The following is a 25438-nucleotide window of genomic DNA, read 5'->3' on the forward strand; positions in this document are numbered from 1 at the left end:
CAGCCGGGGTGTGCCCAGGTCAGCGTCCACGGGTGTCCTCCCACAGCAGCACATGCAGTCGACCAGTTAGGTTCCACCCACGCCGCAGCGTCTCGTCCGCCATCGTGCGAAGGTCTGCCACGAGCCGCCCGGAACGAGTGCCCTCCGGCATGACCCACACCGGCGCCAACCCGTACCGCTCAGCAAGGTCGCCGACCGCGTCGAAGTCGCCCGGCCCTGTGACGACGAACTTGAACACCGCCCGTCCCGTCGCCACGAACGCAGCCAGCGCGGCGCCGTTGATTGGCCGGTCACCGTCGGCGGCGAACGACGGCAGCTTCGGCGAGACGTTGAACCGGTCCACCACGGCGGTCAGCGCGGAGCTTGGGGCGATCGTGCCGTTGGTTTCGATCTCCACCCGGCGCCCGGCGGCGACGAGCCGCTCAGCCAACGCGGTCACCGTGGGCTGTTGCAGCAGCGGCTCCCCGCCTGTGATCACCACCAAGGCTGGCGGTGCGGCGAGCACCTGCGCCGTGACGGCCTCGACGGATGCGGCGACCGTATGTTCCCGCAGGTCGTAGCGGCGGGTGTCCCACGTGTAGGGGGTGTCGCAGCCAGGACAGCGCAGATTACATCGGGAGAGTCGGACGAACATCGCCTGCTGCCCGGTCGACGGGCCTTCGCCCTGAAACGTCGGGCCGAACACGTCTGCCAGCAGCAGCCGCCGGTCCGACATCGGCGAAAGCACCGTGCTCACGTCAGGTCCAGGACGTACTCGGCCCAGCTGCTGGGCGTCTCGGACACTCGGACGACAGCAAGCCGACCACCCAGCGAACCAGCCAAGTTGTCCTCAAGCCACCGCGCGAGGTGCCATGCCAGCCGCTCACTCGTGGGTGCGATGTCGCCCAGGACGTCGTTGAGGTGCCGATGATCGAGGTGATCGTTGATGTACTGGCCGAACGGGGCCAGATCACCGAAGTCGGTCACGAAACCCGGCCCGGTGAGCGAGTCGCCTTCCAACACCACCTCGACTGTGTAGGTGTGCCCATGCAAGCGACCGCACTTGTGCCCCTCAGGCAAGCCCGGCAGCCGGTGCGAGGCGTCGAAGGAAAACCGCTTGCCAATGCGATACACGCCGATCACCGACCAGCCGTGCCAACAGATGCCGACCTTGAACGCCGCCCATCAAGAGTGGCCACGACCAGCTCGGTGACCGCTTCACCGACGTCCTGCGGCGACATGCCATTGACGTCCAGAGGCGTCCAACCGTGCTGGTCCGTCCACGCGTCGAGCACCTCGGCCAAGCGCCGCTGGTAGCCGACGAATGCCTCCCGGGTCAGCGCCACGTCGCCCTCGTGGTTGCCCGCCTCACTGATACCGAATGTCGCCTTGCGAGCTGCCGCCGTCACAGGGTCAAGGTCCAGACGGACGACAAGGTCCGGCTGCGGCAGTCCATCGAACACCGCAGCCGCCGCCGCAAGGTCCACATCCGGGCGCATCGCCAGCTTTGCCAGGAACTTGTAGGTCCAGGTGTCCGTCACCACCACCTGCCCGGCCTCGAGCATCGGCCGGACCGCACAGTGCGCCGCGGCCGAGTACCAGGCGGCTTGCAGGTACACCCAGTGCATGTCGCCCAATTCGAGGTACGGGTCGTCGGCGGGGTGCTCCCAGATCAACGCCCGTAGCTCGCGGGCATGGCGACGCACGTAGTCCGAGCCGAACTGCGTGCTCTTCTTGTCGAAGACCACGGCTGGGATCCCACGCCGCCGCAACGCCTCGACGACACGGCCAACAGCGGTTGTCTTGCCGGCACCGTCGATCCCCTCGATGCAGATGAACCGCCCGCAGTTTCCGGCGATCTCCTGCCCGGCCAACGCTTGAGGCAAGCCCATGACAAGCGCTCTCCTTCTCTCAACGGCATCGCCGCCCCAGCTGTCGACGCGGGTCTCGTTCGAGCCCGCTGCGGGCGCCCACGGCGTCCCTGGCGATGCGTTGAGGATGGATGCCCCTGGCGGACCCACGGCCACCGTTGGGAACAGCCGGCCGCGCACGACTCTTGAGGTGAGTCCACCAAGTGCTCGTCGATGTCGGTAAGCCCTGCCAGTCGGCTCCGACAATCCGCCGACAATCGGATGACCAGCACTGACTCCAGCCCAACACTGCCCAGGTTGGGTACGGTCCGCCTGGCGGCGAGGGCCCGCCCCACCAGGGGATGTATAGGCTGCCACGGTGCAAGAGGTTGAGGTCAAGTACCTGGTCAGGGACGAGCCTGCGTTACTCGCGGCACTCGCTGACCAAGGCATCGCGCTGTCCGAGCCGGTACGCCAAGACGATCAGGCGTACGCACCCTCTTCCTGGCGGTATGGGATGTCCAAGCGGGGCGTTCCCTTCGCGCGGCTGCGTACGCAGGCCGGCCGGCACGTATTCACCGTGAAGCGGCCTATGAACAACGAGCTGGCCTGCCTGGAGCACGAGACAGTTGTCGCCGACCGAGGGCAGATGCACGACGCGCTGCTGAGTATCGGCTTCACGCCGACCGTGCGGATCACCAAGACCCGCAGAGTCGGCGCCTGGGGTGCGGTAACCATCTGCGTGGACGTCGTCGACGGGCTGGGGACCTTTCTGGAACTGGAGACCATGGCTCGGGAGGACGAGGCTGGCGCAACGACGCAGGAGCGACTGCACAAGCAGGTCATGGCGCTGGGGGTTGCGGTCGAGCGTGTCACGCAAACCTACGATTCCCTGCTTCGAGCCGCCAAAGCGCCGGAGCCGTCCGTGTAGGCGGCCGAGGCGCCTGACAACGGCGGTGAGCCACCAGACGGGGTTCAGGGGAACTGCAGGAGCGGCACGTCGTAGAGGTTCGGTTGGCGGACCCGCCGCAGCGCGGGCTCGGCGATCTCCACGATCACCATCTCAGTGAGGAACTGGACGGTCGCGGCGAGCAGGTGGCTGGTGTGGGCGGTGGCGCCGTGTGCCTTGAGGCCGACGGTCAGGTGGATGTGCGGCTGGAGTGCATCGGTGTCTGGGTCGTAGGCGAGGGTGCCGCCGCCGAGGGCTTCGATGTTCGTGAGGTGGACCTTCTTCCAGACGGGAGCGTCCGGGTTGTCGAGGCGCTCGCAGGTGCCAACGAGGTCTGCGGTGGCGAGACCGGCGATGAAGGTGGGGATGTAGCCCTGACGGATGCCGTGGGCGCGGCAGGTGCGGTTGAGGGCGTCGTAGAAGTCCTCGCCGTGGTCGAAGACGACGAGGATGGTGCGCCCGGTGACGATCTCGCGGCTGCGCAAGCGGACTCCTTCAGTCACATGACGTGGTGGTTGCTGGGGACGGCCACGGCCAGGGCTGTTCCGGATGGATGTCTGTGCGGAAGGTCTGTGATAGCTGACGGGTGGTAGTGGCACCTGCGGCGAGGGTGAGGTGGAGCAGGATTCGGGCATGTAGGGGTCGAGGAAGCCCGCGGGATGAGTCCTCGGCTGGTGAGGACTCGCTCTGAGCCGGGGAAGCCGTAGGTCGCGGTGAGGAAGGGGCCGGCTCCGGTTCCGGAGGCGATCAATGCTGGTAGGCACCCCTCACCGTGATGTTCAGTCCGAGCAAGTGATGATCCGTTTGAGCGGCGTCCGGGCTCACATCGGGCTCACTTGGACTCACGCAGGCGACCATGGTGGGCCGGTTGAGCGCTGGTCACTCCTCGTGCATCGCAAGGGTGTACGCGTGGACGAAGAACGTTTCGACGCGCGCCCGGTGCAGGTGGCCGGCAAGTGCGGCGTCACCCTCGCGGCCGAGTACCACATGCACATGGACTTTGCCGTCACGGATTTCTCCGGTGCCACTTAGCTCAAGCGGTTGCCGATACTCGCTGACAATATCCGTGCTTGCGTCGGTTGCGGGCATGTTGCTGATTGCGCACTCATCGACGGCACCGATGAGAGAGACGATAGCGCCGTTCACTATTCCCTCTTCTGCGGCCCGCCGCGTGAGCGTTTCGATTACCTCTTCGCCAGGCTTGACGCTCAACAGTTTCATTCGCTTATCCCATCGCTAGAGGGGTGATGCCAGCCAAGACTGCCGCGTACGCCCGTAGGTTCTCACGGCACGTTTCACGCTCGACGGCGGATATTAGCGCGGATCGAGCGCCGCCGTCCTTGGCATTAACGAAATTGGCGAGCAGTACCGCGCTGCACCATCGGGCGGCGGCGTCACGGGTATTGGCAAGCTCGGCCGTCAAGCGGCGCGATGCCCACTCTTCTATGCCACCGAGTCGATCAATGACGGTGTTGAGGCTGGGTCCGCGCGCGGGGTTGATCGCGTTCAGCGCATCTTGGGCTTCCTGGCGCATCTGGTTCCGCAGCTTCAGGTGGTGCCATCGCCAGGTCGATGACCGCCGCGACCGTGTCTGGTGTCTGGCCGTCCCGGCCCGGCCGCGAACCCGGCGATGCTCGACAGGGTTACCTGCCCGTGCGCGTGCGACGATGCATCTATGAACCACGGCAGCGCAGGCTTGGTCATCTGGGACGTTGACGGGACGCTCATCCCCGCGGACTTGCGCTGGCTGACGCGAGCGATCGCTCGTGCGTACGGCATCGCGGAGTCCGAGGTTGTCTTTCCTGACAAGAAGGTGCATGGGTATACGGACGAGTCGATCGCCATCGACACGGCGATCGCTTCGGGCGTCGATGCGTCGGCTGCGGAGGCGGGCATACCCGCCTTCCGTCAGGCCATTGCCGCGGTCATGCAAGAGGGTCGGCAGGAGTTGGCTGAGGTCCAGCCGCCGTATCCAGGTGCTGCGGCGAGCATCGCGGAGTTGCACGGCCGTGGTTTCGTCCAGACCGTTCTGACCGGAAATCTGCGTTCGGCCGCCGAGGTGAAGCTGCACGTGTCGGGCTTGGATGAGTTTCTCGATCTTCGCATTGGCGGGTTCGGGTCGGACGCTCGAGATCGCTTTCAGCTTCCGGCGGTCGTAGCTCGACGCTACTCCGCGATTTACGGTCATCAGCTCGATTCTGCTCGAGTGATCGTCATCGGGGATGCGCCCAACGATATCGCTTGCGCACGTCACGCCGGCTTTCGTGTCGCCGTTGTAGCTCACCGGATTGGTCGTCAAGAGTTGATCTCCTACGAACCTGACCTGGTACTCGACAGTCTCGACCCAACGACGGTGGTGGCCGCCGTCAGTTCGCTGTTGAGTTCGGGCGGGTCGCCGGCTACCTGTTAGGCGGCCATCTGCTCCTCAAGTTCGAGGACAACCGGCTCAGCGCGCCATGGGGCTAGCCGCTCTCGGGCTCGTTGAGCTCGGGCGATGCCTCGATGGTTTCCACCGCCTTTCAGCTGATCGTAGGTGTTGCCGAGCAGGGTGCAGGATTGTTCAAGTTCGCCGGTTTCTGCGTAGGCGCTGGCGAGGTCTACTGCTGCTGCGAGGACGACGTTGATGTTGGCGTGGTCGTGTTCCAGCATTTGTACTGCACTTTCGAGCACCGTCACAGCCTGGTCGGGCTGGCCGAGAAGAAGATGGCATGTGCCCGCATAGACGTGGAGGCGGGCGTTGCTCCAGTCGCTGTAGAGGCCCACACAGTCAGTCGGTGACAAGTCGTTGACCGCTTCTTCTGCGCGCTTCAGGGCCGCGGTAGCCTCGCGTGGAAGTCGCAGGGCGGCATAGGCCTGGGCCTGCTCGGCGGCTAGTCGAGCTCGTGCGGCGGGGTTGAGATCTTCCGAGGCGTGAGCGGCCTCGTCGAGTAGCCGCAGGCCGATCATGATGTCACCGTCGGCTTCGATCAGTGTGGCGGCTTCCGAGTGGAGGTTGCTCTCGAAGATCCGTGCGGTCGCGCTGATCCTGCGGTTGCCGAGCCTGTCGCCGAGCTGGCGGGCGTAGGCGCAGTGAGCGAGTGCGAGGGCACGATTGCCCTGTGCGCTCCACAGCCGGCTGGCGACGATCGAGGCTTCGGCGAGCATGGCTCCGATATCAGCACGGATGGGTGCACGGCCGGCTTTGCGGTAGAGCGTCGACAGGCAATCACGGTGTGCCTCGATCAGCCCCAGTAGCGCGTCGGGTGACACGGCCTGGCGCTGCTGCGCCAGCATGCTGGTGAGCGTGGAGAAGCTGTTCCACTCGCCCATCAGGTAGTCGGTGCCGGCCGTGCGCGCTAGCGTCTCCACAGTCATGGAGGACGACGGCGCGGCAGCGACCTGTAACGGCTGAGTGGCAGGCATGCTGCTTGGCGCGTGCCGGGTGCTGGCAAGCCGGATGCGATCGTATTCTCGGGCCAGTCTGCCGCCGGTCTCCAACAGTTCGTCGCTTCGGGTCCAGAAGTCCCGCCCCACTCGCTGCCGGCCGGTCTCCACGTTCGCGATCGTGCTCCGTCCATAGTTCAGACGAGGCGCCAAGGTCTCTTGCGTGTAACCAGCGGCTTTACGGCTGCGGGCGAGCATTTGACCCAGGGCGATCCATGCCTTGGCTACGTCTTGCGGTGGAACGCTCGACATCAGCAGCTCCCGATGGGTACGAACGCTCGCGCGAGGCGAGACGCGGTGGCGTGAGAGCACTGTAGTGCAGACCTGTGATGCGTCGGCTACTCAGCGGCTTCTTCCAACATCTTTCCGACAAAGTTCCGACATCGGCCTGCAGTGTTCCGAACTCGCGCGACCTGCGATTCTCGAATGCTCCCTGCTCGTGACCTGCGAGCTGGCCAATCATGAGGTTGAGTCCAAGTACCGCGTCGACAACCTGCGAGAGTTGATCACGGCGCTCGCCCAGCGGCAGGTGTTGTTGTCGGAGCCGTCGGTACAGGACGACCAGGCGTACGCACCGGCCGGCTGGTCGTACGGCATGTCAAAGATCGGTGTTCCGTTCGCGCGTCTGCGCATTCAGGAGGGTCGACATCTGTTCACAGTGAAGAAGCCGATCGACCACGAGATGGCGTGTCTGGAGCACGAATGCGTGATCTTCGGCCGTGACGCGATGCACGCTGCTCTAGGCGCGATGGGTTGGGTGCCAACCGTGCGAATCGTCAGGCAGCGCCGAACTGGCGATTGGGACGGCGCGGCGGTATGCGTGGACGTCGTCGACGGGCTCGGCGCGTTCGTCGAGGTGGAGTTGGTGGTCAGCTCCCAGCATTCGGGTGAGCAGGTGCAGGACGAACTCGATGCGATGATTCGTTCACTGCGCAGCATGCCCATCCAGTGCGGCATCAGAGTGGGGTTGACGGGACCTAGCTCACTCGGTACCGACCTGGGTCGAATCTCGTCGGACTGGGCCTCGTCATCGGGGGTTCGCTGCTGAGTTCGGTGAGATCAAAAGCGAGCGCGGACAGCCCCACCCGTGCATCGTCTGACTGGCGATCTGTCGCGCCATCGTCACGATCCGCTTGCGGCAGTACGGGGGTGGAGCGTGCGGCGGCGCGTAGCGCCGATGCACGGCGCTGCTGACGAGCAAGGGCGACGATCGCGTCGTACTCCTTGACCAGGGCACCACCGGTCTGGAGGACCATGTCACAACGCACCCAGAAGGCACGGTCGGGCTGCTGACGGCCGGTCTCGGTGTTGGCGACGGAACTGCGCCCGTACTGAACGAGCCCAGCGAACCCGTGCTGCGTATGTCCCGCAGCATGCGCCAGGGTGCGGCCGAGGTCGCGCCGGGCGCTCTTGATCTCGTCGCTGTCGACCATGGCCGCTTCTCCCACCGACGGGCGCTGCGGTAACGATGGGCTAGACCCTAACTGCTCCGGGTGACGGCAGGTGTGACCGTCTGCTCCCGGTGCGCGCCCGTATGGGCAATACCTTGCCAGCGAGTTCCACTGACACCCGTCTCCCCGGCGGGCAAATGCCCAGCGTCGGCGTATCTCGACGGGCCGGTGCCGGTCAAGATCGTCGTGGTGCCGCTCGATGATGAGTGGTTGTCGGAGTCTTGCTCGGTGGCCCGGCCCCCCGGCGCGGGCCGTCGAGCCCTTCAAGAGGTACAGGGGACGTACGGCCTTTTCAGTGCGTCGGCATTGCGAGTACGGCACCGCGCCTGACGGTAGCCGGGACGTCGATGTCGACGCTGTGCGCGGCGTGGTCGGTAAGGCCGTCTAGGCGGGGTTGGTGCAGGTAGGCGGCGGCGGTCAGGTGGGGCAGTAGCCCAGGGCCCGTATGGAGGTAGTCGAAGCGGTATCCGTTGCCGCTGCGGCCGATCCAGCTGTGGGCCTGCACGCCGGGGTGCAGGCTCTGGTGGATGTCGGCGAGTCCGAGGTCGCTGAGGGTGTTGAGGAACTCGTACTCGAAGGCGAGGAAGCCGGGGTAGCGCGGTTGGTGGTCACGGCTGATGACGTTGTAGTCCCCGCCCACCACGAGATGATTCCGGTCGGCGGCGCGCATCTTGGCCAGGGTGTTTCGGACGGTGGTGAGGAAAGCGCGTTTCTTGGCGACCTTGGTGGGTGCGCGGTCGCTGGAGGGCACGTACAGGCCGAGCACGCTGACCCCGGGGTCGGTGTCGAGGGTGACGGCGGGGGCTCGACCCGGCAGGCTGATTCCGGCGGTGAGGTGTAGGGCTGGTTGGCTCGGGACGCGGGTGGCGATGGCGCAGCCGCGGTCGCCGTCGGGTGAGAGCTGGTGGGTGACGGTGAGGCTGGCGGCGCCCAGTTCGGTGAGGAGGTGTCGGGTGCCGGGGCCGTTGCTGGTCTCGGTCAGGATGATCACGTCGTCGTCGCGGGCCAGGAGCCAGGTGAGCAGGCGTTGGGCGCGGGCTGGCGCGGCTGCTTGCACGTTGATCGTCAGGACGGACAGCATGGTTGCTAGGCCTCGCTGGTCAGGGGCACGTCGGCGGGTAGGAGGCCGAGGATAGTGGCCACGATCTGCTCGGGGGTGAGCCCCTTGCAAGCGACGGTGTGTTGGCGCCATTCCTGCCGGTGTAGGTGCCGGGCCGCGTCCCGGTAGAGGGCGAGTTCCTTTTCGGGTGAGCCGGCGCGTTCGAGGCGGGTCAGGTGCGGTCGGGCTTCGAGTCGGGCGCGGATGACGTCGGGTTCGTCTTCGAGGTAGATGACGGTGGCGGGTAGAACGTACCGGTTGTAGGACCAGATCTCGGCGAGGTCGAGCCCGTCGACGCGTTGCAGAACCAGCGACGAGGCGACGTATCGGTCGGTGACGACGTGGAAGCCGTCGTCGAGACGGGGGATGATCTCGTTCTCGATGTGCGCGGCGCGGTCGGCGGCGAGCGCGAGGGCGAGTGCCTTGCCGTAGAGGAAGTCTTCCTGCCGTCGCAGGAGCTGGCCCAGCGGCGTGCGGGTGGGCTCCGCGGTCAGGTGCACGCCGGCAGGGCCGAGGTCGGCGAGGCGGTCGGCGAGGCGGCGGGCGATGGTGCTCTTGCCGACTCCGTTGGGGCCTTCGATGGCGATGAACAGGCTGATCACCCCTCGGCGACGGCGATTGGTAGCAGAAGCCGTCCGTTCGGGCCGGTGACCGGGCATTGGTCGGTGTCGACGTCGCCGATGCGCCCGCCGGCCGCGACGACCGCCGCGGGGCAGCCCTTGCCGCACCGCCCGCCGAGCGCGCAGGAGCCGCAGGTCGGGTTGCCGCCGGGCTGGTAGCGGGTGTGGAAGTCGTGGCCGTCGAGGTCGGCGGTGATGTCCGCGGCAAGGATGTTGCCGGCGAGGAACTCGGTGTCGCGGTGCTGGGAGGCCGGTGTGCGGGCGGCGAAGACGAGGTACGGGCAGATCGCGACCTGCCCGTCGACGAAGACGTAGATCAGCTTGCCGGCGTCGCAGCCGCCCAGCGGCAGGTCGTCGTTGGGGAAGCGGATCCGCACGAGGTCGAGCTGGTCGGCGAAGCGGTCGGTCACCGCGCGGATGGCGTTCATCGCCGCCGCGGTGGCGGCGAGCCGTCCTCGGCTTTTCACCCCTCGCCCGAAGGGCGACAGCGGGTTCATCAACACATATTCGGCGCCGATCTCTACGCCGAACGCGCACAGGTCAGCGAACTCCTCGGGCACGGTCAGCGCGTTCGGTGTCGACAAGAGTCCCTTGAGTAGGCCGGCGTCGGCCAACTTGCGGGTGGTGGCGAGCGTGGTGGTGAACGACGACCGGTCGCCGCGGAACTTGCCGTGGCTGGCGGGGCGGAAGCCGTCGAAGGACACGTTGATGTGGACGTTGCCCAACGCGGCCAGGGCGGCGATGTCCTCGTCGGTGGTCTGCGTCGCGTTCGTGCAGATGCCGACCGGGAGCCCTCGATCGGCTACTGACTGGCAGATCGCGAGGAGGTTGGGGTGGACGAAGGGCTCCCCGCCGGTGAGGGTGAGTCGTTCCACCCGGGCGTCGAGTAGCCGGGGTAGGACGCGGGAGGTGAAGTCCTCCATCGCCAGGTCGGACCCTTGGGCCGTGGAGGAGACGAAGCAGTGGGCGCAGTGCAGGTTGCACCGCTCGGTGATCTGCACCAGGGCTTTGCGGCCGTCCCCGCCCACTGAGGTGCGGAAGTAGCAGGACGAGGCGTGGGTGTCGATGATGAGACGCTTCACGATGATCTTCCCGCTTCCACTTGTGGACGACTGGCGCCGGCCGGCGCCGCGTCGAGTAGCTGTGCGGCCCCGTGGAGTTGCCGGAGCACGACGTGGGCGTGCCGTCGGTCGGTGTCGGGCCGGTGGTGGCCGGCGGCGGCGGTGGTGAGGAACCACCAGGCCGCCCACACCCTGTGCCAGCCCAACGCCCACCGGGCAGCGGGTAGGCCACCCCGGTCGGCTTCCGCGTCCGGGTGCCCGCCTGCACCCACGTAGGCGCGGATGAGTCGGGTGAGCAGTCGGGGTTCGGGTGGTGTGCGGGTGCCGAACCAGGTGGCCAGGTCGAGCAGCCCCGGCCCGGTGAACGCCTTGGCCCAGTCGACGAGGTGGCATCCGGTACGGCTGACGTGCAGCGAGCTGCGGTGGAACTCACCGTGGCACAGCCCGAACGGTGACCGTTCAGCGCCGTCCGCCCTGCGCTGTGCGACGGCGGCGAGCCGTTCCAGCACCTCCTCGATCTGGTGGCTGGTGTCGGGGAAGCGCTCTTGCCCGCGGAGGCCAGCGAGCGCGTCGAGTGACTGTCCGGGCAGCCGCGCTAGGCCCGCATGGTCGAACGTTGGCAGGCCAGTGATGCCGTCAACGGCGTGGACCCAACGGGCAGCGGCGACGGCTTCGGCCGATGTCGCGGCGCGAATCGGGTCGCCGAGGTCGTCCATCAGCATGCCCAGCGCCTCGGGGCGCATCGCGTAGCCGTGGAGCACCGGCGCGGCGGCGTCGCGTTCGTTCAGGGCACGCAACACGATGGCCTCGCCGGTGAACGGGGCTACTGCGACCTTGCACACCAGGCTGCTGCCGTCGGAGAGGGACAGCCGTTCGACGGCGGACAGCTCCCATTCCTGGATGACCTGCCGCCCGGTCGGCACCCGCCGCGCTGCGGTGACCAGGTCACACCGCAGCTGCGCGACGATGTTCTCGTCGAGCCTGGCGGTATTCACCGCACACCCGCTGAAAGGATGCCGGCGGCGACCTGTTCGAGCCGGGCGAGGACGGCGTCGAGGTGCGCCGACATGCTGGCCGGCACCCGAGGATGGGCCGCCTGCTGGAAGGCCCGGAAGTGCGGCAGCAGCCCGCACAGCACCGGCCGCTGGGCGAAGAAACCCGTCACGTCGCCGGTGGCACGGGCCCGCCGCAGTAGCGACGTCAGCGCGACGATCTTGTCGGCGGTGGAGGCGAGCAGCACCGGCTGGTCGTCGACGCGGATGGGCGGGTCGGGTTCGTCGAGGGCCCGGTGTTCGGCCTGGAGTGCGGCGATGATCCGTGGAACCTCCGGCCCGTAGCCGGTGGTGAGGACCTGGTAGACGTCCAGCGCGGCAGGGGCGAGGTCCGGTGCGTCGTGCAGTAGCGCCGCCGCGATCACCTCCGGCGGTGGCGCGGGCACGTGTTCACCGATGGTCACTGCGACCCGGACCGCGTGGACCAGGGCCGGCCGGTCATCGATGGTGTGCCCCGCGCACCACGTCCGGGCGTCACGAAGGGCGCGGTCGATGACGGCGGGACGTGGAGGGGATAAGACCGTCATACCCTGATACCTCCTGATTGCCGTACGATCGGCGCCATGTCCGGGCCGCCTCCGCACTGGTGTGAGCAGACCTGCGTCGTGTGTCCCGCCCAGCAGCTCGGGCCGGGCCAGTTCGACGTGGTCGACCGGCCCGGACCCGAGTTCGCCTACCGCCCCGACCTCGGGTGGCGTGCCACCCCGGACGGCGTTGCCGTGTGCGTCCACCCCTTCCGGGTGGGCCTTCCCGCCGGCCGGTACGCCTCGCGCGGGGAACCGGTCCCCGACCAGGCGCCCCGGCCGGCGCCGACACCGGCGGCCCTGGAACTGCCCGCCGACGTGGTGGATCTGGAAGGCTGGCTCGTCGCCGTGCTGCGGGACGCACCCGCCGAGGGGATCTTCACCGCGGTCGGCCGGGCCGAGCGGCTGGCCGGCGAGCGGTTCGATCCGAAGCAGGTGGTGGCGGCCATGCGGCGCGTGCTGTCCGTGGAACTGGCTAACCGCTGACCCCGGCGGCGACCGCCTCCGGCTGGTCGAAGTCGAAGTCGTGGCTGCGCCCGTCACGGCCGAGACCAGCGGCCTGGTAGTGGGCGTTGAGCAGGTCGAGGCGTCGCGTCACCTCGGCCGAGTCCAGCCAGTACCGCAGCGGCTGCTCACCCCATCCCGCGGCGGCGTAGTAGGCGTCGGTGATACACCCGCGGGTGTAGGTGAACTCCTCCAGCTCCGTCGCATGGGGGAACACCACTCCCAGGTCGGCCTGCATCCGTGACATCAGCGTGAACTGCGCGAGCACCGCGTGGATCATCTCGTCTACCGGTGCCGGCACCAGCAGCTCGGCGGCCTGCTCGTCGCCGCCGGACAGCTCGAACACCGCGGCCTTGAGCGCCAGCACCCGCAGCGCCTCGACCAGCAGCGGCCCGGCGTCGCGCTCGAGGGACCAGCGGCTGATCGCCGGGTATCCGGTGAACGTCGCCCAGCAGGTGGAGTACTTCATCGACGAGCTGTGCAACCGGTCATACGCCGGATGCGCTCGCATCCGGTCGAGAATCTCGGCGGCCCGACGGCCGACCTCCTCAACGTCCGGCGTGGATGGACTGGCCATGGTGCGTCCCCTCCTAGGGGCAGTGGACACCGGGAGACCGATCACTGCCGCCGCAGCTAACGGTCCCTCACCACCCACGGCGCCGCAGGCGGTGACAAAAACATCAGAATCCGCTGTTGCCCGTGTCGATAAGAGACGCCATCGACTTCCGACAATTCTCCAACATTCACGTCTGCATCAGGTCGCCGTCGCGGGATTGTCGGCGGATTGTCGGAAACGATCGACGCGACTGGCCGACATCGATCGATCTCGCCTTAAGTCACTCCTGTGTCGACTCAGCGCCGCCACTGAACGGCCAACGAATGCCAGTTCCTCGAGGGGGTGTCGTGCACACAACCAACATGTCGCTCCTGCACCACTGCCAGCGGTGCGGTCACCGGCCGGGAAGATTGACCAATCCAGAGGGAACAACGTGACGCTGATGGACGCGATCGTGCGCCCGGCGTCCGGCGAGGACACGGCGGCGCTGGTGCCGGTCGTCGCGGAGGCGCTGACGACTGGCGGCTTGGGTGTGTGGTTGGTGCCGGACGCGGCCGATCGCGGCGAGGTGCTGCGCCGCTACGCGCGGTTCGTGCTGGAGCGCGGGTTGGCGCATGGCCGGGTCGATACCACGGATGACCGGTGTGCTGTGGCGGTCTGGTACGCGCGGTTGCGGCCGCCGCCGCCGTCGTCGGTGTGGTGCTACGACCTGCATCGGCTTCTCGGTCCATACGCGCCTCGGGCCGCGTTGCTGCACGCCTATGTCGACGCGGTGCCCCCGGACACGCCGCATCACTACCTCGCCCTTTTCGCGACCCGTCCGGGGCGGGAGGCAGCCGCGAGCGAGTTGCTGGCCGGCTACCACCGGGTGCTGGACGTGGACGGGCTGCCGGCGTACGCGGAGGTCGCCAGCGACCGTCCTCGAGAGGGTGTGTTCGCCCGACTCGGTTACGAGCCGCGGTCGCCGATCCTGTTGAAGCCGGGCGGCCCGGTGCTGTGGCGGATGGTGCGTCGTCCTGCCGGTGAGCGGCTTGGTGGGCTGCCGCGCCGGGTGCGCCTGTATCGCTGCGCGACGCCGTTTCGCGGCCGGGTGATCCCGGCGCCCCGTTCTCCCTGACCCCGGGCCCATACCGAAAGCCGATCACCTGTGGGCGATGACCTCAGGCCCGGCGGGCTACCTCGTTGCACCCCTGATTCCGAAGGAGGGCACCCTCATGCTGCCTGTTATCACCCGTTTGCGCACCTTGGCTCCACCGCGGCGGCTCAATGCCGGTTGGTGGTGGCCGGCACGGCTGACCACCGCCCATACCGGTGCCGCCGTCACGGACGCGGGAGGCGTGACGTCGGAGGAGTTCGCGTGGGGGTACGCGATTCGACGCGAGTGGCCCGATGGTGCTCACGACCTGTTCGGGTTCACTGCGGACGCGGCCATCGCGCAGCGGCGCCTCGACCGCGACCGGGGTTTCTGGCGGAGCGGCCCGGTACGGCCGGCGGCGGTGTATCTCGTGCCCGTCAACGCCGCCGTTGTGCGGCGGCATCCGGTGGGCGGCTGCCGCAACTCGTCGTGCCCGGACGCGCCGGAGCGGGGTCAGCGGTGAGGGTGACGCACGCGCAGGTGGCTCTGGCTCGGCGGACAATGACTCCGACCGGGTTGTGGGTGTTCGGTGCGGCGGCGTCGGCGCCGATGGTGGTGCTCGCCGGAGGCATCGTCGCCACGTATGCCGCCACGGGGGTGACGGCGTTGCCGTTGACGTTCCTACTGGTCTCAGGCGTGGTTGCGCTGTTGGCGGTCGGGTACACGGCGATGGCCCGGCAGGTTGGTCACCCGGCGGCCTACTACGGCATCCTCGCGGGCGGTCTGGGCCCCGGCTGGGGTGTGGCCGCCGGCCTGGTCGCCCTGGTGGCCTACAACGCGATCCAGGTCAGCCTCTACGGGTTGTTCGGGGCGACGCTGGCCGCTCAGCTCGGCGGCACCTGGTGGGTGTGGGCGGGCATCGCCCTGGCGGTGGTCGGGGTGTTGGGGGTGCGGGCGATCGTGCTGTCGACCCGGGTCCTGGCCACGGTGCTGGCGGTGTCGCTGCTGATCGTGACGGTGTTCATCCTCGCGGGGCTCGGGCAGCCGGCCGACGGCGGGTTGTCCTGGGACGGGTTCAACGCCTCCGGGCTGGCGGTCAGCGGTATCGGCGGTGCGGTGGCGTTGTGTGTCGCGGCGTTCATGGGTGTCGACGCGCCGGGCTCGTTCGTCGAGGAGGCCACGGACCGGCGGTCGGTTGGCCGGGCCACTATCGCCGGGGCGCTGGTTCTTGGCGGGGTGTATGCGGCGGCGGCGTGGGCGATGGGGGTGGCGGTCGGCCCGGATGATGTCGCGGCGGTCGCGGCGGATCCGGCGGGCGGGCTGCCGTTCGCGGTCCTGGAGCGAGCCGGCGGCTGGTGGGTTTCCCTGGCGAGCGTGGTGCTGGTGTTCGCGGTGATCACCTCGATGCTGGCCTTTCACTCGGTTGTCGCCCGGTATGTGTTCGGGATGGCCCGGGAGGGTGTGTTGCCTGCGGGGCTTGCGCGCGCTGGCAGCGGCACGCGCGTGAGCGCACCGCGCGGCGGGTCGCTGGCGCAGACCACGGTGGCCGCGCTCGTGGTGGCCGCGTTCGCCGTCGCCGGCGTAGACCCCCTCGCCGTGATGTTCACGTGGTTGTCGACGTTGGGCGCGATGGGCTTGTTGTGTCTGCTGCTGGCGGCGTCGGTTGCCGCGCTGGCGGCGCCAGCTCGGGTGCGCGGTGACCGGGCGGGGGTGTGGCAGTGGCGGCTGGCTCCCGCCCTCGGCCTGCTCGGCGGGGCGGTGGTGCTGGCGCTGACGGTGGTCAACGTCGACTCCCTGCTGGGCGCGGCCCCCGGGTCGCCGCTGCCGTTTCTGCTGCCGGCGATCCTGGCCGGCACCGCCCTAGCGGGCGGGGCGTGGACCGGTCATCTGCGTCAGTCCCGGCCCGAGGTGTACGCCGGTATCGGTCGTGGCACTCCGGCGACGCATGCCGTTCCCGACGCCATCAACGTCTCGATCTGACATGGAGAGTCGACGAATGATGACGCACGCGGCCATGCCCGCCGGGCGGTACGGCCCTGACCCGCTGCACCCCGGTTGGCGGCCCGAGCAACCCGCGGCGGCACCGCCGGCCGGCCACCGGCCTCCTGCCGCCCAGATGCCACCGCCTGGATACGGCCTCGCCCCCGGCCAGTACCCGTACCAGCGCCCGCCGGAGCCGCCGATTCCCCCACCACCGCCAGCCCCAGCCCCAGCCCCATCTGGGCCGTCGTACTCGACGGGGGAGGAGCCGGACGGCGAGGCGGCTTCTGCCGATGCCCGTTGGTGGGCGGATGTACGCCGGCAGGTGGCCTACCGGTGCAAGCGCCTCAACTCCGGTCACATGATCGAGGCTGACCAGCGGTTCGACACACGCGACGCGCTCGGCCCGCACGGCGTGGCGTTGTTCTTCACCTCCGAGGCGCCCAGCGAGCCGCACGGCTACCGGCTGCATACCGCCTACCGGCTGTTCCTCGCCTCACCGGAGTCCAACGACCTGCCGCGACTGCTGGCTGACCTGACGCAGGCCGCGGCGTCCAACATCGCCCGCGCCGTGGCCGGCCGCTACCGGTGGCATCCGCTGGGCCCGGACGGGTCGATGGTCAACGGCGGCGACATGACCCTGCCGCCCGCCGCCGCTTACGTCGGGGTCGGGGTGAGCACCCTGGACTCCGATGAGGGCCGCTGGACCCAGGTCGCCCGGAGCCTGCGCGAGCCGGCCGCGACCGGACGGTACCGCTCGGCGTGGGACCTGCGCGGCCAGTGCTACGTGCTGCTGACCGACGGCACCGCCATGCACATCGACCGCAACCCGCACTCCCGAATCGGTGACGAGGGCATCCGCAGCACCAGAACACTCGACGCGGACCGGCCCGCGCACTGGCACAACCCGCACGCCGACCTCTGCGAGCGCGGCGACTACACGATCCGAGAGGTGTGGCGGCAGCTCGCGGTCCTGCACGACACCCTGACCATGTACGTGTGCGGCGAAGGGCAGCCCACGTGACGGACACCGCGCTCGACCTCGCCGTTGCCGCGAACCTCAACGAAGAGTCGATCGATGTCACCGCTGTCCTCGACCAGCTCGTCCGTGACGCCGACGCCGCCGCGCCGATCAGCATCGGATACCCCGGCGCGGTGGACCTCGACCACACCGAGGTCATCACCCGGCTCGGTCACCGGTTGTGGAACAACATCGGCGACCCCGCCGACACCGGCGGCGTCGCGCACACCCGGGTGCTGGAGCGGGCGGTGATCTCCTGGACCGCGGACCTGCTCGCCATGCCCGCCGGCGACCGGTGGGGATACGTCACCACCGGCGGCACCGAAGGCAACCTGTCGGCCCTGCACACGGCCTACCGCCGCTGGCCCACCGCCCGCGTCTACTACTCCACCGCCGCCCACTACTCGATTCCGAAGATCGTGACCATGCTCGGCGCGTACCAGGTGATCGTGCAGGCGGGTCCGGACGGAGAGATCGACTACGAGGACCTGGCCGCGCAGCTGCGTCGCAGGCGGCGCTGGCCGGCGATCGTGGTCGCCACCGCCGGCACCACGATGACCGAGGCCGTCGACGACACCGACCGCATCCGCGCCCTGCTCGACCAGTACGGCATCACGGGGCACCTGCACGTCGACGCCGCCCTGTCCGGGATCCCCCTGGCCCTCGACGGCCGGCTGCGCCTGGACGACGCCAGCGGCATCGGCAGCGTCGCGATCTCCGGCCACAAGTTCTTCGGCACACCAACCCCGTGCGGGGTCGTGCTCATCCGCGACAGCGCCCGCGCTCACCACGGGCGCATCGCCTACACCGACAGCGCCGACACCACCGTCACCGGCTCCCGCTGCGGCCTGTCCGCCGCGCTGCTGTGGCACGCCATCGCCACCCACGGCCGCGAAGGCCACCGCTGGCGCACCAACCAGGCCCGCCAGCTCGCCGCCTACGCCGTCGATCAGATCAGAGCCACCGGCTGGCCCGCCTGGCGACACCCACACGCCTTCACCGTCGTTCTACCCACCCCACCCGAACCCGTCCGCGCCAAGTGGCTGCTGGCCACCGACGGCGCCACCAGCCACATCATCTGCATGCCCGGCCTCAGCACCGGCCAAATCGACGCCCTCGCCGCGGACATCACCGCCACCAGCAGGGCACCGATCCCACGCCCACGCCGACAAGCGCCACCAGTCAACGCCTAGCGCTGCGGTAACCCTCGTCCCGCCGGCCATCCACTGACGGAGGCACCCCTATGCCACCTCCCACCCACCTGACCGAAACCGGCTACGTCTACCACCCGCTGTTCGTCTGGCACGACACGCGCACCCACGCCGGCCTCATCCCACCCCACCCGGTCGCCGGCGTGCAGCCCGGCGCGCACTACGAGCACCCCGACACCAAACGCCGCATCCACGAACTGCTCGAGGTCTCCGGACTCCTCGACCACCTCGTCCGCATCACGCCCCGACCCGCCACCGACCTGGAGGTCGGCCGGGTGCACACCAGGCGGCACGTCGAGCACATCCGCTCGCAGAGCCTGCGCGCCGAAGGCGGCGACGCCGGCGACGGGCACTCCCCGCTCGGGCACGGCAGCTACGACATAGCGTTGCTCGCCGCCGGCGGTCTGATCGAACTCGTCGACGCCATCGCCCGCGGCGAGATCACCTCCGGGTACGCGCTGATCCGGCCACCCGGCCACCACGCCACCGCGGACGCGGGAATGGGTTTCTGCCTGTTCAACAACGTCGCCATCGCCATCCAACACGCCCGCGCCGCCACCGACCTGCGGCGCATCGCGGTCGTGGACATCGACGTGCACCACGGCAACGGCACCCAGGCCATCTTCTACGACACCCCCGACGTGCTCACCATCTCCCTACACCAGGCCAACTGCTTCCCACCCAACTCCGGATGGACCACCGAGAACGGCAGCGGTGCCGGCGCCGGCTACGCCCTCAACGTGCCGCTGCCGCCCGGCACCGGCGTGCACGGCTACCGCTACGCCATGGACCAGGTCGCCCTGCCCGCCCTCGACCGCTACCAGCCCGACGTGATCCTCGTGTCCTGCGGCTTCGACGCCAGCGTCCTGGACCCCCTCGGCCGGCAGATGCTCACCGCCACCGCCTACGGCGACATCACCCGCCACCTTCTCGACGCCGCCGACCGGCTCTGCGGTGGGCGGATCGCGCTGGCTCACGAAGGCGGCTACAGCCCCGACTACGTGCCGTTCTGCGCCCTAGCCACCCTCGAAGCACTCACCGGCACCACCACCGGTAACACCGACCCCCTCGCGCACATCGTCGCCGGCTGGGCCAACGACCCCCTGCTGCCACATCAGAAGGCCGTCGTCGACGAGGCGGCCCGCCTCGTCGAACGCATCCGCACCGCAACCCCCGCAACCCCCGCCACCTCCTGACGGACCTCCCCGACCCCGCCCTCCCAACCGCCCGCATCGAATCGAAGGAGCCCTCGGATGGCGACCATCACGCACCACCAGCTGCATCCCGTTCGTCTGGGCGAGCTGCTCGACCCGGTCATCCGCCGCGAGCTGGACCGCATCGAGATCCTGCCCGGCCATCACGTCCTGGACATCGGCGCCGGCACCGGACAGATCACCACCCACCTGGCCCGGCTCGTCGGCCCGCACGGCACCGTCAGCGCCGTCGACGCCGACACCCGCCACCTCGACCCCACCGGCATCATCGACGTCTACCAACGCCACCTCGACGGCGATGTCCTGCCCGGCGCAGCCGACACCCAGGACATCATCGTTGCCCGGTGGCTGCGCCCGCTGCCGCATCCCGCCGAGGTGTTGGAGCAGATGGTGGCCCGGCTGCGGCCCGGCGGCTGGCTCGTCCTGGCCGACATCCTCGACACCCCACCCCGCCTCATCCAGCCGACCAACCCCGACGACGCGCGTCTGATCCACACCGTCCTGCGACGGATCTACCGCACCATCGCCGACCCCCACAGCAGCGGCACGTGGAGCACCGACCCCGAAACCCTCCTGCACCACGCCGGCATGGCGCAGGTGTGCGTCCACACCAGCACCGAAACCTGGACCGGCGGCGGACCGGGCTGCCGCATCCTCGCCGACACCACCGACCACCTCCGGCCCCTGCTGACCGGACCCGACCTCACCGACACCGACCTCGACCGGTTCAGCAGCCTCATCACCGACCCCAGCTCGGTCCTCGGCTCCTATCACCGACGAGCCGTCCACGCCCGCACAGCAAGCTGACCTTCCGGACCTGGGCCGCTGGAGCCCGGCCAACCCTCCAGCAGCCCCACCCGGTAGTCGCGGCCCGGCGACTACCCGACCGGCTCGCCGCTGAGGGACGGCGGCCGGTCCACGGGCCGGCGGCAGCGGGGCACCCCCGTCCCCCTGCCGCCGGCCTCCGGGCCCGGCCGTACCGCGCGTCCCTGTCGGATACCCGCCTGCAGGGATGAGTTCCCTGCCCCTTTCGGGAAGGAATACGTCATGTCAGCGCCGACGTTCCAGGCCGCCCCGTGGAGCGCGGCGGTCGTCGCGGACGCGGTCGCCGCCACACTGGACCGTGCCGCCGAGCATGGCCTGCCCCGCGCCGTCGCCGACGTCGCCCGCGCGAACGGAGTCTCACCGGTCTCGATCACCGAGTGGATGACCCTGGCCCGCACCGATGAGGCACCCGTCCCGCCCGACCTGCTGTCCTGCCGCGCGTGCGGCCACGGGATGATCCTCATCCAGCATCCCGGCGGCGCGCTGCTATACCTGTGCGCGCCGTCCTGCGCACGGGCGCCCGTGCCGGCCGAGTCGATCCGGGCGGCCGTGGCCGCGGTGGTGCTGCACCGCACGCCGCACCTGGTGCCCGCCGGCAGGACAACCCAGGCCGCCCTCTACGCCGCGGGGCCCATCCACCGCATCAGTGTCGGCGCCACCGCGACCGACCTGCGTCTGACCTGGCGCACGGTGCCACGGCAGCTCGACGGGCGACTGGCGACGATGCCGCAACGCCTCGACCGGGCGCGCCGGTACGCCGACGGCGGCGACCGCACCCGAGCCATCGACGTCCTGCGCGTCGGGCTGATGCACATCAACCCCGCCCGCGACAAACTCGCCGCCGACCTCGCCACCGCGAGCGCCGCCGCGCTGCTGGCCGCGCTCACCCTCGCCGACCGCGACGCGCTGGCAGCCCTGCCCTGGGCCAGATGGGCGCACCGCTCGCTACGCCATCTGCTGCGCAGCCACACCCACGTCGAAGTTCGCGCCGCGCTGCGAATCGTCGCCGCCACCGAACGCGACACCGGTGACCTCACCGCCGCCGCCAACGCCTACAGCGACCTCATCCGCCACCACAGCAGCACCGAAGGCCCCGACGCGCTGCCCACCCTCGCCGCCCAAGCGGCCCTCGCGCACGTGCTGCAGCAAGCCGGCGACTGCGAGGCAGCGCAGCAACTTCTCGCCCGCACCATCACCACCCACCGCCGCGCACACCCGTGGCACCCCGCAAGCACCCCCATGATGCAAGCACTCGACCGGATGCACACAACCTGCGTCGACCAGGACCACAGCCACCCGCACCGACCCGCACACAACGTCGGTCCCCCACCGTGCACAACAGCCGAACCAGCGGCTGACCGAACCGGCTATTGCTCGGATCAGCGCCGACCACGGCGACCTCACCGGCATGCCGACGCGGGGACCACAGGCCGCCGACAACCCACCGAAGGATGATCAGTGAACCTGCCGGACTCCAGATGAGCGATAACCGGCGACGCCTCTACCAAGTACTGCTCAGCGACCCGTCGCGGTCCTGGACAGTACGCGAGTTGTCCGACGCGGCACCGACCGTGGCCGGCGGATCCGTGCGAGACATCGTCAACCAGCTTCTCGCCCATGGACTCATGCGGCAGGTGCCACACCGCCGCGCGCTGACAGCGGCACTGACCGACAACGGCCTCCAAGCGCTGAACCACTGGCTGCGCACCACCAAAGCAGGGCACGACCACCGACCTCGCCGGCCGGCCCGGGCTCGCCTTCCAGGTCACCGCCGACGGATCAACCTCGACGCTGGTCATCGACCCTGCCACCGGCGAACTACAGCGCCTGCAAAGGAATGGATCGACGGCGGACGCCGACCCGGCCTGTTCTCCTACCTCCTCATCCTGGACCGCGACCACACGAGCAGCACCGACAGCCCTCCATCACCCACCACCGCGGCAGTCGTGACGCACCTGCGGTGACAAGCCGACCGGCCGCCGAACCTCAGGGGGTAGGACGGCGGCCGGTCCTCCGTGGCCGGCGGCAGTGGGCCCCCCGTCCCCTGCCGCCGGCCACCCAACCCCGGTGAGACGACAAGCAGCAAGGAGCACGACGTGACGCACCGAATCCGGGCCGCCCGATGGGTGGAGAAGGACCATGTCGCCGCGGTGATCGCCGAGGCCCTCAAACCCACTCCCATCGCCGCCTGGCTGGTACCCGACGAGGAGCAGCGCTGCCGTGTCCTGACCGATGTCGCCGGCATCTGGGTCGAACACGCCATGTTCTACGGCGACGTCCACGTCACCAGCGACCTCACCGCCGCCACCGTCTGCTTCCACCGATACCGGCCGCTCCCACCACCAGCTAGCTACACCACGCGCCTCGCCACCGCCGCCGGCCCGCACGCCGAGCGCTTCCTCGCCCTGGATGACATCATCGCCAGCCGGCAGCCGACCGAGGCCCACTACCAGCTCGCCTACCTTGCCGTGCGCCCCACACACCAGCGATCCGGGCGGGGCCGGGCGCTGATGGACCACCTGCGTCGCCGGCTCGACCTCATCGGTCTGCCGTCCTGGACCCTCACCCTCCCCGGCGGGGAACACCTTCTCGCCCGGTTCGGCTACGAGGCCGAACCTGCGATCACTCCATCCGTTGCCGGCCTGAAGATGCACCCGATGATCCGTGGCACCCACCGGTACGGGGCTCGACCTCCCGATTCGGGAAGCACACTGATGCCGTCGGCATCACCCGAGCGGACGTTCGGTCCCAGCCGAGCCACGGCTCCGGCCAAGCTGGCAGGAGACTGCATGACACAGGCCGACGGCGTGTTTGCGGATCCGCGGAGGCTGGCGGCTGCTGGGTCGAACTCGCGCCCCGCCCCGCAACATGCACCTGGTCAGCGGATGAGCTGGCGGCAGGGACAGAGGCTTGTCCTCTGTGGCGCGCAGTCACGCTTACAGCAACATTGGCCACCCCTTCTCGACCTGTCGCATGCACGGCTGCGAGCCGGCGTTTCCCGACTCATACTCGCGCTCGTCGAGCAGATGCTGCCCCGCTGGGACGTATCGAGACAGCCCGGGTGGAAGCTGACGACGCCGTGCATCTAGCGACCTGGAGAACCCATGCTCCTTGATGAAATTGAGCAGGTATGCAATGAGTTCGGTGGGGACGTCGTTTGCCTTGCCCGACCGACGGCCCCTGAACTAACTCGGGCTGGGCTCCTAGAGCAGGCGGCGGCTTTGCGTGATGGCCTGCGTAAGATCGGCGTCGAAGAGGGCAGTCGAATCGGGCTGAGTCTCGCACCAGGGCCGGACCTGCTCACCGCGATCATCGCTGTCTGGTCGCTCGGCTCTGCGTTCGTCCCAATTGACCCCAATGAAGTGCAGCCACGCCGACGAACGATCGTTCGCGACGGTCAACTGTCGGCCGTACTGGCACCGCGCATCACGGACGAACACGCGGCCCTCAACACGTTGGCTGTGGCGGTCACGAATGGCCAGGTAACAGCTACGAGCGGATGCGCAACAGCGCCGATTCGAGACCGTGTACCCGATGAGGCGTATGTCATTTTTACCTCGGGATCAACCGGCCTACCGAAGGGGGTCAGCGTAGGCCAATCCGCCATCACCTCTTACATTCACTCGGCGCGTTGCCTCTACAGCGTGCCGGAGCAGGGCATCGTCATTCCCAGCCAGCTTCCGCCTACCTTCGACGCGGCGCTGACCACCCTGCTGCTCCCGCTAGTGACCCGCAACGTCGCGATGCCGGTGGCGGATCCCTCCTCGGCGACTCGGGCGCTCGCGTCGCTCATCCGGGATGTCGAATCGCCTGTCCTAGTCAAGACGACCCCCAGCCAGTTGCGAATACTGTATCAGTTGCTGAGTGACGGTGATATCGCCCACTTAGCGGAGCAGGGCGCGACGATCATTGTCGGTGGCGAAGCTCTCGACTTTGCCGACCTGACTCGGTTTCGCCAGCCTTCCATTGCGATCTTCAACGAGTACGGACCCACCGAAGCGACGGTGGGATGCAGCGTGTACCGGGTGAAAGACGACGATCCACACGCAGGTTTCGTGCCCATTGGGACTCCGTTCCCCGGAACAACATTCAGCCTCAACCGAGCTACGGGCGGACCGCAGAACGAAGGGGAACTTGTCATCTCAGGTGTCGGGGTAGCGCTTGGCTACGTCAACGTCCCCGGAAGCGACAGATTTATACACGGCGGACCGGAACCGGCATACCGCTCTGGTGACCGGGTCCGCCTCGACCCTGATGGGCTCTACCACTTCCTCGGCAGAGGCGACGACCAGGTCAAAGTCAACGGCTACCGAGTGGAGCTCGGCGAAATTGATGCTGCGCTCCGCGTTGTCTGTCGGGGGCCTGCCGTCGCCACCCTCACCGACGGCGGGATCGTCGCAGTGGCGGAAGAACACGCTGACCTTGACCTGGACGCATTGGCAAGCCAACTGCGTGCCCTTCTACCTCCCTATATGCAGCCCACCGCGATTCTTACCCTGCCGCGACTCCCTTTGACCCCCCACGGAAAGATCGACCGACAGACGATCTCCCAAACCATCGCGGTCCGCGCCCGACCCCGCCCGGCTGACCCGCTCGCTGAACACGTAGAGCAGCGATGGCGCGCACTGCTCAACCTCGCCGAGGTGCGAGCCGATACCGACTTCTTCGTGGCCGGGGCACACTCCATCACCGCCCTGACCCTGACCGGACAACTCGCCGAGGATCTCGGGACCAACGTTCCGATCTCACTGATCTTCGACCATCCCACGTTCGCCGATTTTGTCGATGCGGTCCGTGCCTGCACCGGTGACGTCGATAGCCAGGTACACAAGCCAGAAGCGGTAGCGCGAGACGTTCACCGGACGCCATCGGCCGCGCAACTCGCCATCATCGGCGCCGAGGGCTGGGCGGACGATCCCGCCCAGTTCACCGTGACCGCAGCCGCGAGGCCCGCGTTCCGCGTAATTCAGGTGGTCTAGAGGCCACGATCTAGGGTTTGACGTGGGAGAACGCGTGGATGCGTGCCTGTTGGGCGTGTCTCTAG

Annotated in this window: 28 protein-coding genes and 1 pseudogene; 14 read left to right on the forward strand and 15 right to left on the reverse strand. The window is 68.7% G+C overall.

Going from position 1 to position 25438, the window contains the following annotated elements; all coding sequences use genetic code 11:
* Positions 1–19: 19 nt before the first annotated feature.
* From AB0873_RS26240 to AB0873_RS26250, 3 genes are read right to left on the reverse strand one after another with little or no spacing between them, the layout of a single operon-like run.
* Complete coding sequence (locus tag AB0873_RS26240) at positions 20–736, reverse strand: 7-carboxy-7-deazaguanine synthase QueE (RefSeq protein ID WP_366602912.1); 717 nt, start codon at positions 734–736, stop codon at positions 20–22.
* The gene (gene queD / locus AB0873_RS26245) at positions 733–1122 is read right to left on the reverse strand and encodes a 6-carboxytetrahydropterin synthase QueD (RefSeq protein ID WP_366602914.1); all 390 of its coding nucleotides are present in this window, start codon (positions 1120–1122) and stop codon (positions 733–735) included. Before queD ends, AB0873_RS26240 begins: the two co-directional genes overlap by 4 nt.
* Positions 1119–1871 carry a dTMP kinase gene (locus AB0873_RS26250; RefSeq protein WP_366602915.1) on the reverse strand — a complete coding sequence of 251 codons (753 nt, stop codon included), beginning with the start codon at positions 1869–1871 and terminating at the stop codon, positions 1119–1121. Before AB0873_RS26250 ends, queD begins: the two co-directional genes overlap by 4 nt.
* Before the next feature lie 337 nt (positions 1872–2208).
* Between AB0873_RS26250 and AB0873_RS26255 the strand changes: the two genes are divergently transcribed.
* On the forward strand, positions 2209–2760 hold the full coding sequence (locus AB0873_RS26255) for a CYTH domain-containing protein (RefSeq protein WP_366602917.1): 552 nt from the start codon (positions 2209–2211) through the stop codon (positions 2758–2760).
* Positions 2761–2804: 44 nt separating this feature from the next.
* Here AB0873_RS26255 and AB0873_RS26260 read toward each other — a convergent pair whose 3' ends face one another.
* The 4 genes and pseudogenes from AB0873_RS26260 to AB0873_RS26275 all read right to left on the reverse strand — a co-directional run bounded on the left by AB0873_RS26260 (position 2805) and on the right by AB0873_RS26275 (position 4312).
* A complete protein-coding gene (locus tag AB0873_RS26260; protein WP_366602919.1) occupies positions 2805–3263 on the reverse strand; it encodes a DUF296 domain-containing protein in 459 nt (152 codons plus the stop codon).
* 109 nt (positions 3264–3372) lie between these two features.
* A pseudogene (locus AB0873_RS26265) lies at positions 3373–3538 on the reverse strand (asparaginase); the annotation flags it as partial.
* 119 nt (positions 3539–3657) lie between these two features.
* Entirely contained in the window at positions 3658–3999 is a 342-nt protein-coding gene (locus AB0873_RS26270) for a PPC domain-containing DNA-binding protein (RefSeq protein ID WP_366602921.1), read from the reverse strand.
* A 4-nt stretch (positions 4000–4003) separates the two neighbouring features.
* Positions 4004–4312 carry a hypothetical protein gene (locus AB0873_RS26275; RefSeq protein ID WP_366602922.1) on the reverse strand — a complete coding sequence of 103 codons (309 nt, stop codon included), beginning with the start codon at positions 4310–4312 and terminating at the stop codon, positions 4004–4006.
* A gap of 141 nt (positions 4313–4453) precedes the next feature.
* Between AB0873_RS26275 and AB0873_RS26280 the strand changes: the two genes are divergently transcribed.
* The gene (locus AB0873_RS26280) at positions 4454–5188 is read left to right on the forward strand and encodes a haloacid dehalogenase-like hydrolase (protein ID WP_366602923.1); all 735 of its coding nucleotides are present in this window, start codon (positions 4454–4456) and stop codon (positions 5186–5188) included.
* Here the strand turns inward: AB0873_RS26280 and AB0873_RS26285 are convergent.
* Positions 5185–6453 carry a helix-turn-helix transcriptional regulator gene (locus AB0873_RS26285; RefSeq protein ID WP_366602924.1) on the reverse strand — a complete coding sequence of 423 codons (1269 nt, stop codon included), beginning with the start codon at positions 6451–6453 and terminating at the stop codon, positions 5185–5187. The genes AB0873_RS26280 and AB0873_RS26285 overlap by 4 nt on opposite strands.
* A gap of 187 nt (positions 6454–6640) precedes the next feature.
* Between AB0873_RS26285 and AB0873_RS26290 the strand changes: the two genes are divergently transcribed.
* Positions 6641–7249, forward strand: coding sequence for a CYTH domain-containing protein (locus tag AB0873_RS26290; RefSeq protein WP_366602925.1), 609 nt, complete (start codon positions 6641–6643; stop codon positions 7247–7249).
* Here the strand turns inward: AB0873_RS26290 and AB0873_RS26295 are convergent.
* From AB0873_RS26295 to AB0873_RS26320, 6 genes are all read right to left on the reverse strand, one after another.
* A complete protein-coding gene (locus AB0873_RS26295) occupies positions 7179–7634 on the reverse strand; it encodes a helix-turn-helix transcriptional regulator (RefSeq protein WP_366602927.1) in 456 nt (151 codons plus the stop codon). The genes AB0873_RS26290 and AB0873_RS26295 overlap by 71 nt on opposite strands.
* A 310-nt stretch (positions 7635–7944) precedes the next feature.
* Entirely contained in the window at positions 7945–8733 is a 789-nt protein-coding gene (locus AB0873_RS26300; RefSeq protein ID WP_366602929.1) for an endonuclease/exonuclease/phosphatase family protein, read from the reverse strand.
* A 5-nt stretch (positions 8734–8738) separates the two neighbouring features.
* Complete coding sequence (gene tmk / locus AB0873_RS26305; protein ID WP_366602931.1) at positions 8739–9353, reverse strand: dTMP kinase; 615 nt, start codon at positions 9351–9353, stop codon at positions 8739–8741.
* Positions 9350–10453, reverse strand: a complete 1104-nt coding sequence (locus AB0873_RS26310; protein WP_366602933.1) for a radical SAM protein — start codon at positions 10451–10453, stop codon at positions 9350–9352. Before AB0873_RS26310 ends, tmk begins: the two co-directional genes overlap by 4 nt.
* Complete coding sequence (locus AB0873_RS26315) at positions 10450–11427, reverse strand: aminoglycoside phosphotransferase (protein WP_366602935.1); 978 nt, start codon at positions 11425–11427, stop codon at positions 10450–10452. Before AB0873_RS26315 ends, AB0873_RS26310 begins: the two co-directional genes overlap by 4 nt.
* A complete protein-coding gene (locus AB0873_RS26320; protein WP_366602936.1) occupies positions 11424–12011 on the reverse strand; it encodes a metal-dependent phosphohydrolase in 588 nt (195 codons plus the stop codon). The genes AB0873_RS26315 and AB0873_RS26320 overlap by 4 nt, the downstream gene beginning before the upstream one ends.
* Before the next feature lie 36 nt (positions 12012–12047).
* Here AB0873_RS26320 and AB0873_RS26325 point away from each other — a divergent pair, with 36 nt between their 5' ends.
* Positions 12048–12494 (forward strand): hypothetical protein, encoded by a 447-nt coding sequence (locus AB0873_RS26325; RefSeq protein ID WP_366602938.1) that lies wholly within the window; start codon positions 12048–12050, stop codon positions 12492–12494.
* On the opposite strand, the gene AB0873_RS26330 is transcribed toward AB0873_RS26325, so the two are convergent.
* The gene (locus tag AB0873_RS26330; RefSeq protein ID WP_366602939.1) at positions 12484–13089 is read right to left on the reverse strand and encodes a hypothetical protein; all 606 of its coding nucleotides are present in this window, start codon (positions 13087–13089) and stop codon (positions 12484–12486) included. The genes AB0873_RS26325 and AB0873_RS26330 overlap by 11 nt on opposite strands.
* Before the next feature lie 421 nt (positions 13090–13510).
* Here AB0873_RS26330 and AB0873_RS26335 point away from each other — a divergent pair, with 421 nt between their 5' ends.
* The 10 genes from AB0873_RS26335 to AB0873_RS26380 all read left to right on the forward strand — a co-directional run bounded on the left by AB0873_RS26335 (position 13511) and on the right by AB0873_RS26380 (position 25373).
* Entirely contained in the window at positions 13511–14185 is a 675-nt protein-coding gene (locus AB0873_RS26335) for an N-acetyltransferase (RefSeq protein WP_366602941.1), read from the forward strand.
* Positions 14186–14222: 37 nt separating this feature from the next.
* On the forward strand, positions 14223–14666 hold the full coding sequence (locus AB0873_RS26340) for a hypothetical protein (protein ID WP_366602942.1): 444 nt from the start codon (positions 14223–14225) through the stop codon (positions 14664–14666).
* A gap of 38 nt (positions 14667–14704) precedes the next feature.
* Entirely contained in the window at positions 14705–16123 is a 1419-nt protein-coding gene (locus tag AB0873_RS26345) for an APC family permease (protein WP_366602944.1), read from the forward strand.
* 361 nt (positions 16124–16484) lie between these two features.
* Complete coding sequence (locus tag AB0873_RS26350) at positions 16485–17147, forward strand: hypothetical protein (RefSeq protein WP_366602945.1); 663 nt, start codon at positions 16485–16487, stop codon at positions 17145–17147.
* Entirely contained in the window at positions 17144–18337 is a 1194-nt protein-coding gene (locus tag AB0873_RS26355) for a histidine decarboxylase (protein ID WP_366602947.1), read from the forward strand. The genes AB0873_RS26350 and AB0873_RS26355 overlap by 4 nt, the downstream gene beginning before the upstream one ends.
* 50 nt (positions 18338–18387) lie before the next feature.
* A complete protein-coding gene (locus AB0873_RS26360) occupies positions 18388–19551 on the forward strand; it encodes a class II histone deacetylase (protein WP_366602949.1) in 1164 nt (387 codons plus the stop codon).
* A gap of 57 nt (positions 19552–19608) precedes the next feature.
* Positions 19609–20376: a methyltransferase domain-containing protein gene (locus AB0873_RS26365; RefSeq protein ID WP_366602951.1), complete on the forward strand. Its 768-nt coding sequence runs from the start codon at positions 19609–19611 to the stop codon at positions 20374–20376.
* Between the two features lie 240 nt (positions 20377–20616).
* Positions 20617–21849 carry a tetratricopeptide repeat protein gene (locus AB0873_RS26370; RefSeq protein ID WP_366602953.1) on the forward strand — a complete coding sequence of 411 codons (1233 nt, stop codon included), beginning with the start codon at positions 20617–20619 and terminating at the stop codon, positions 21847–21849.
* 641 nt (positions 21850–22490) lie between these two features.
* Entirely contained in the window at positions 22491–23483 is a 993-nt protein-coding gene (locus AB0873_RS26375; protein ID WP_366602955.1) for a GNAT family N-acetyltransferase, read from the forward strand.
* A gap of 15 nt (positions 23484–23498) precedes the next feature.
* Entirely contained in the window at positions 23499–25373 is a 1875-nt protein-coding gene (locus AB0873_RS26380) for a non-ribosomal peptide synthetase (RefSeq protein WP_366602956.1), read from the forward strand.
* The last annotated feature ends 65 nt before the right edge of the window (positions 25374–25438 follow it).

Source organism: Micromonospora sp. NPDC047707 (assembly GCF_040704235.1).
Lineage (GTDB): Bacteria > Actinomycetota > Actinomycetes > Mycobacteriales > Micromonosporaceae > Micromonospora.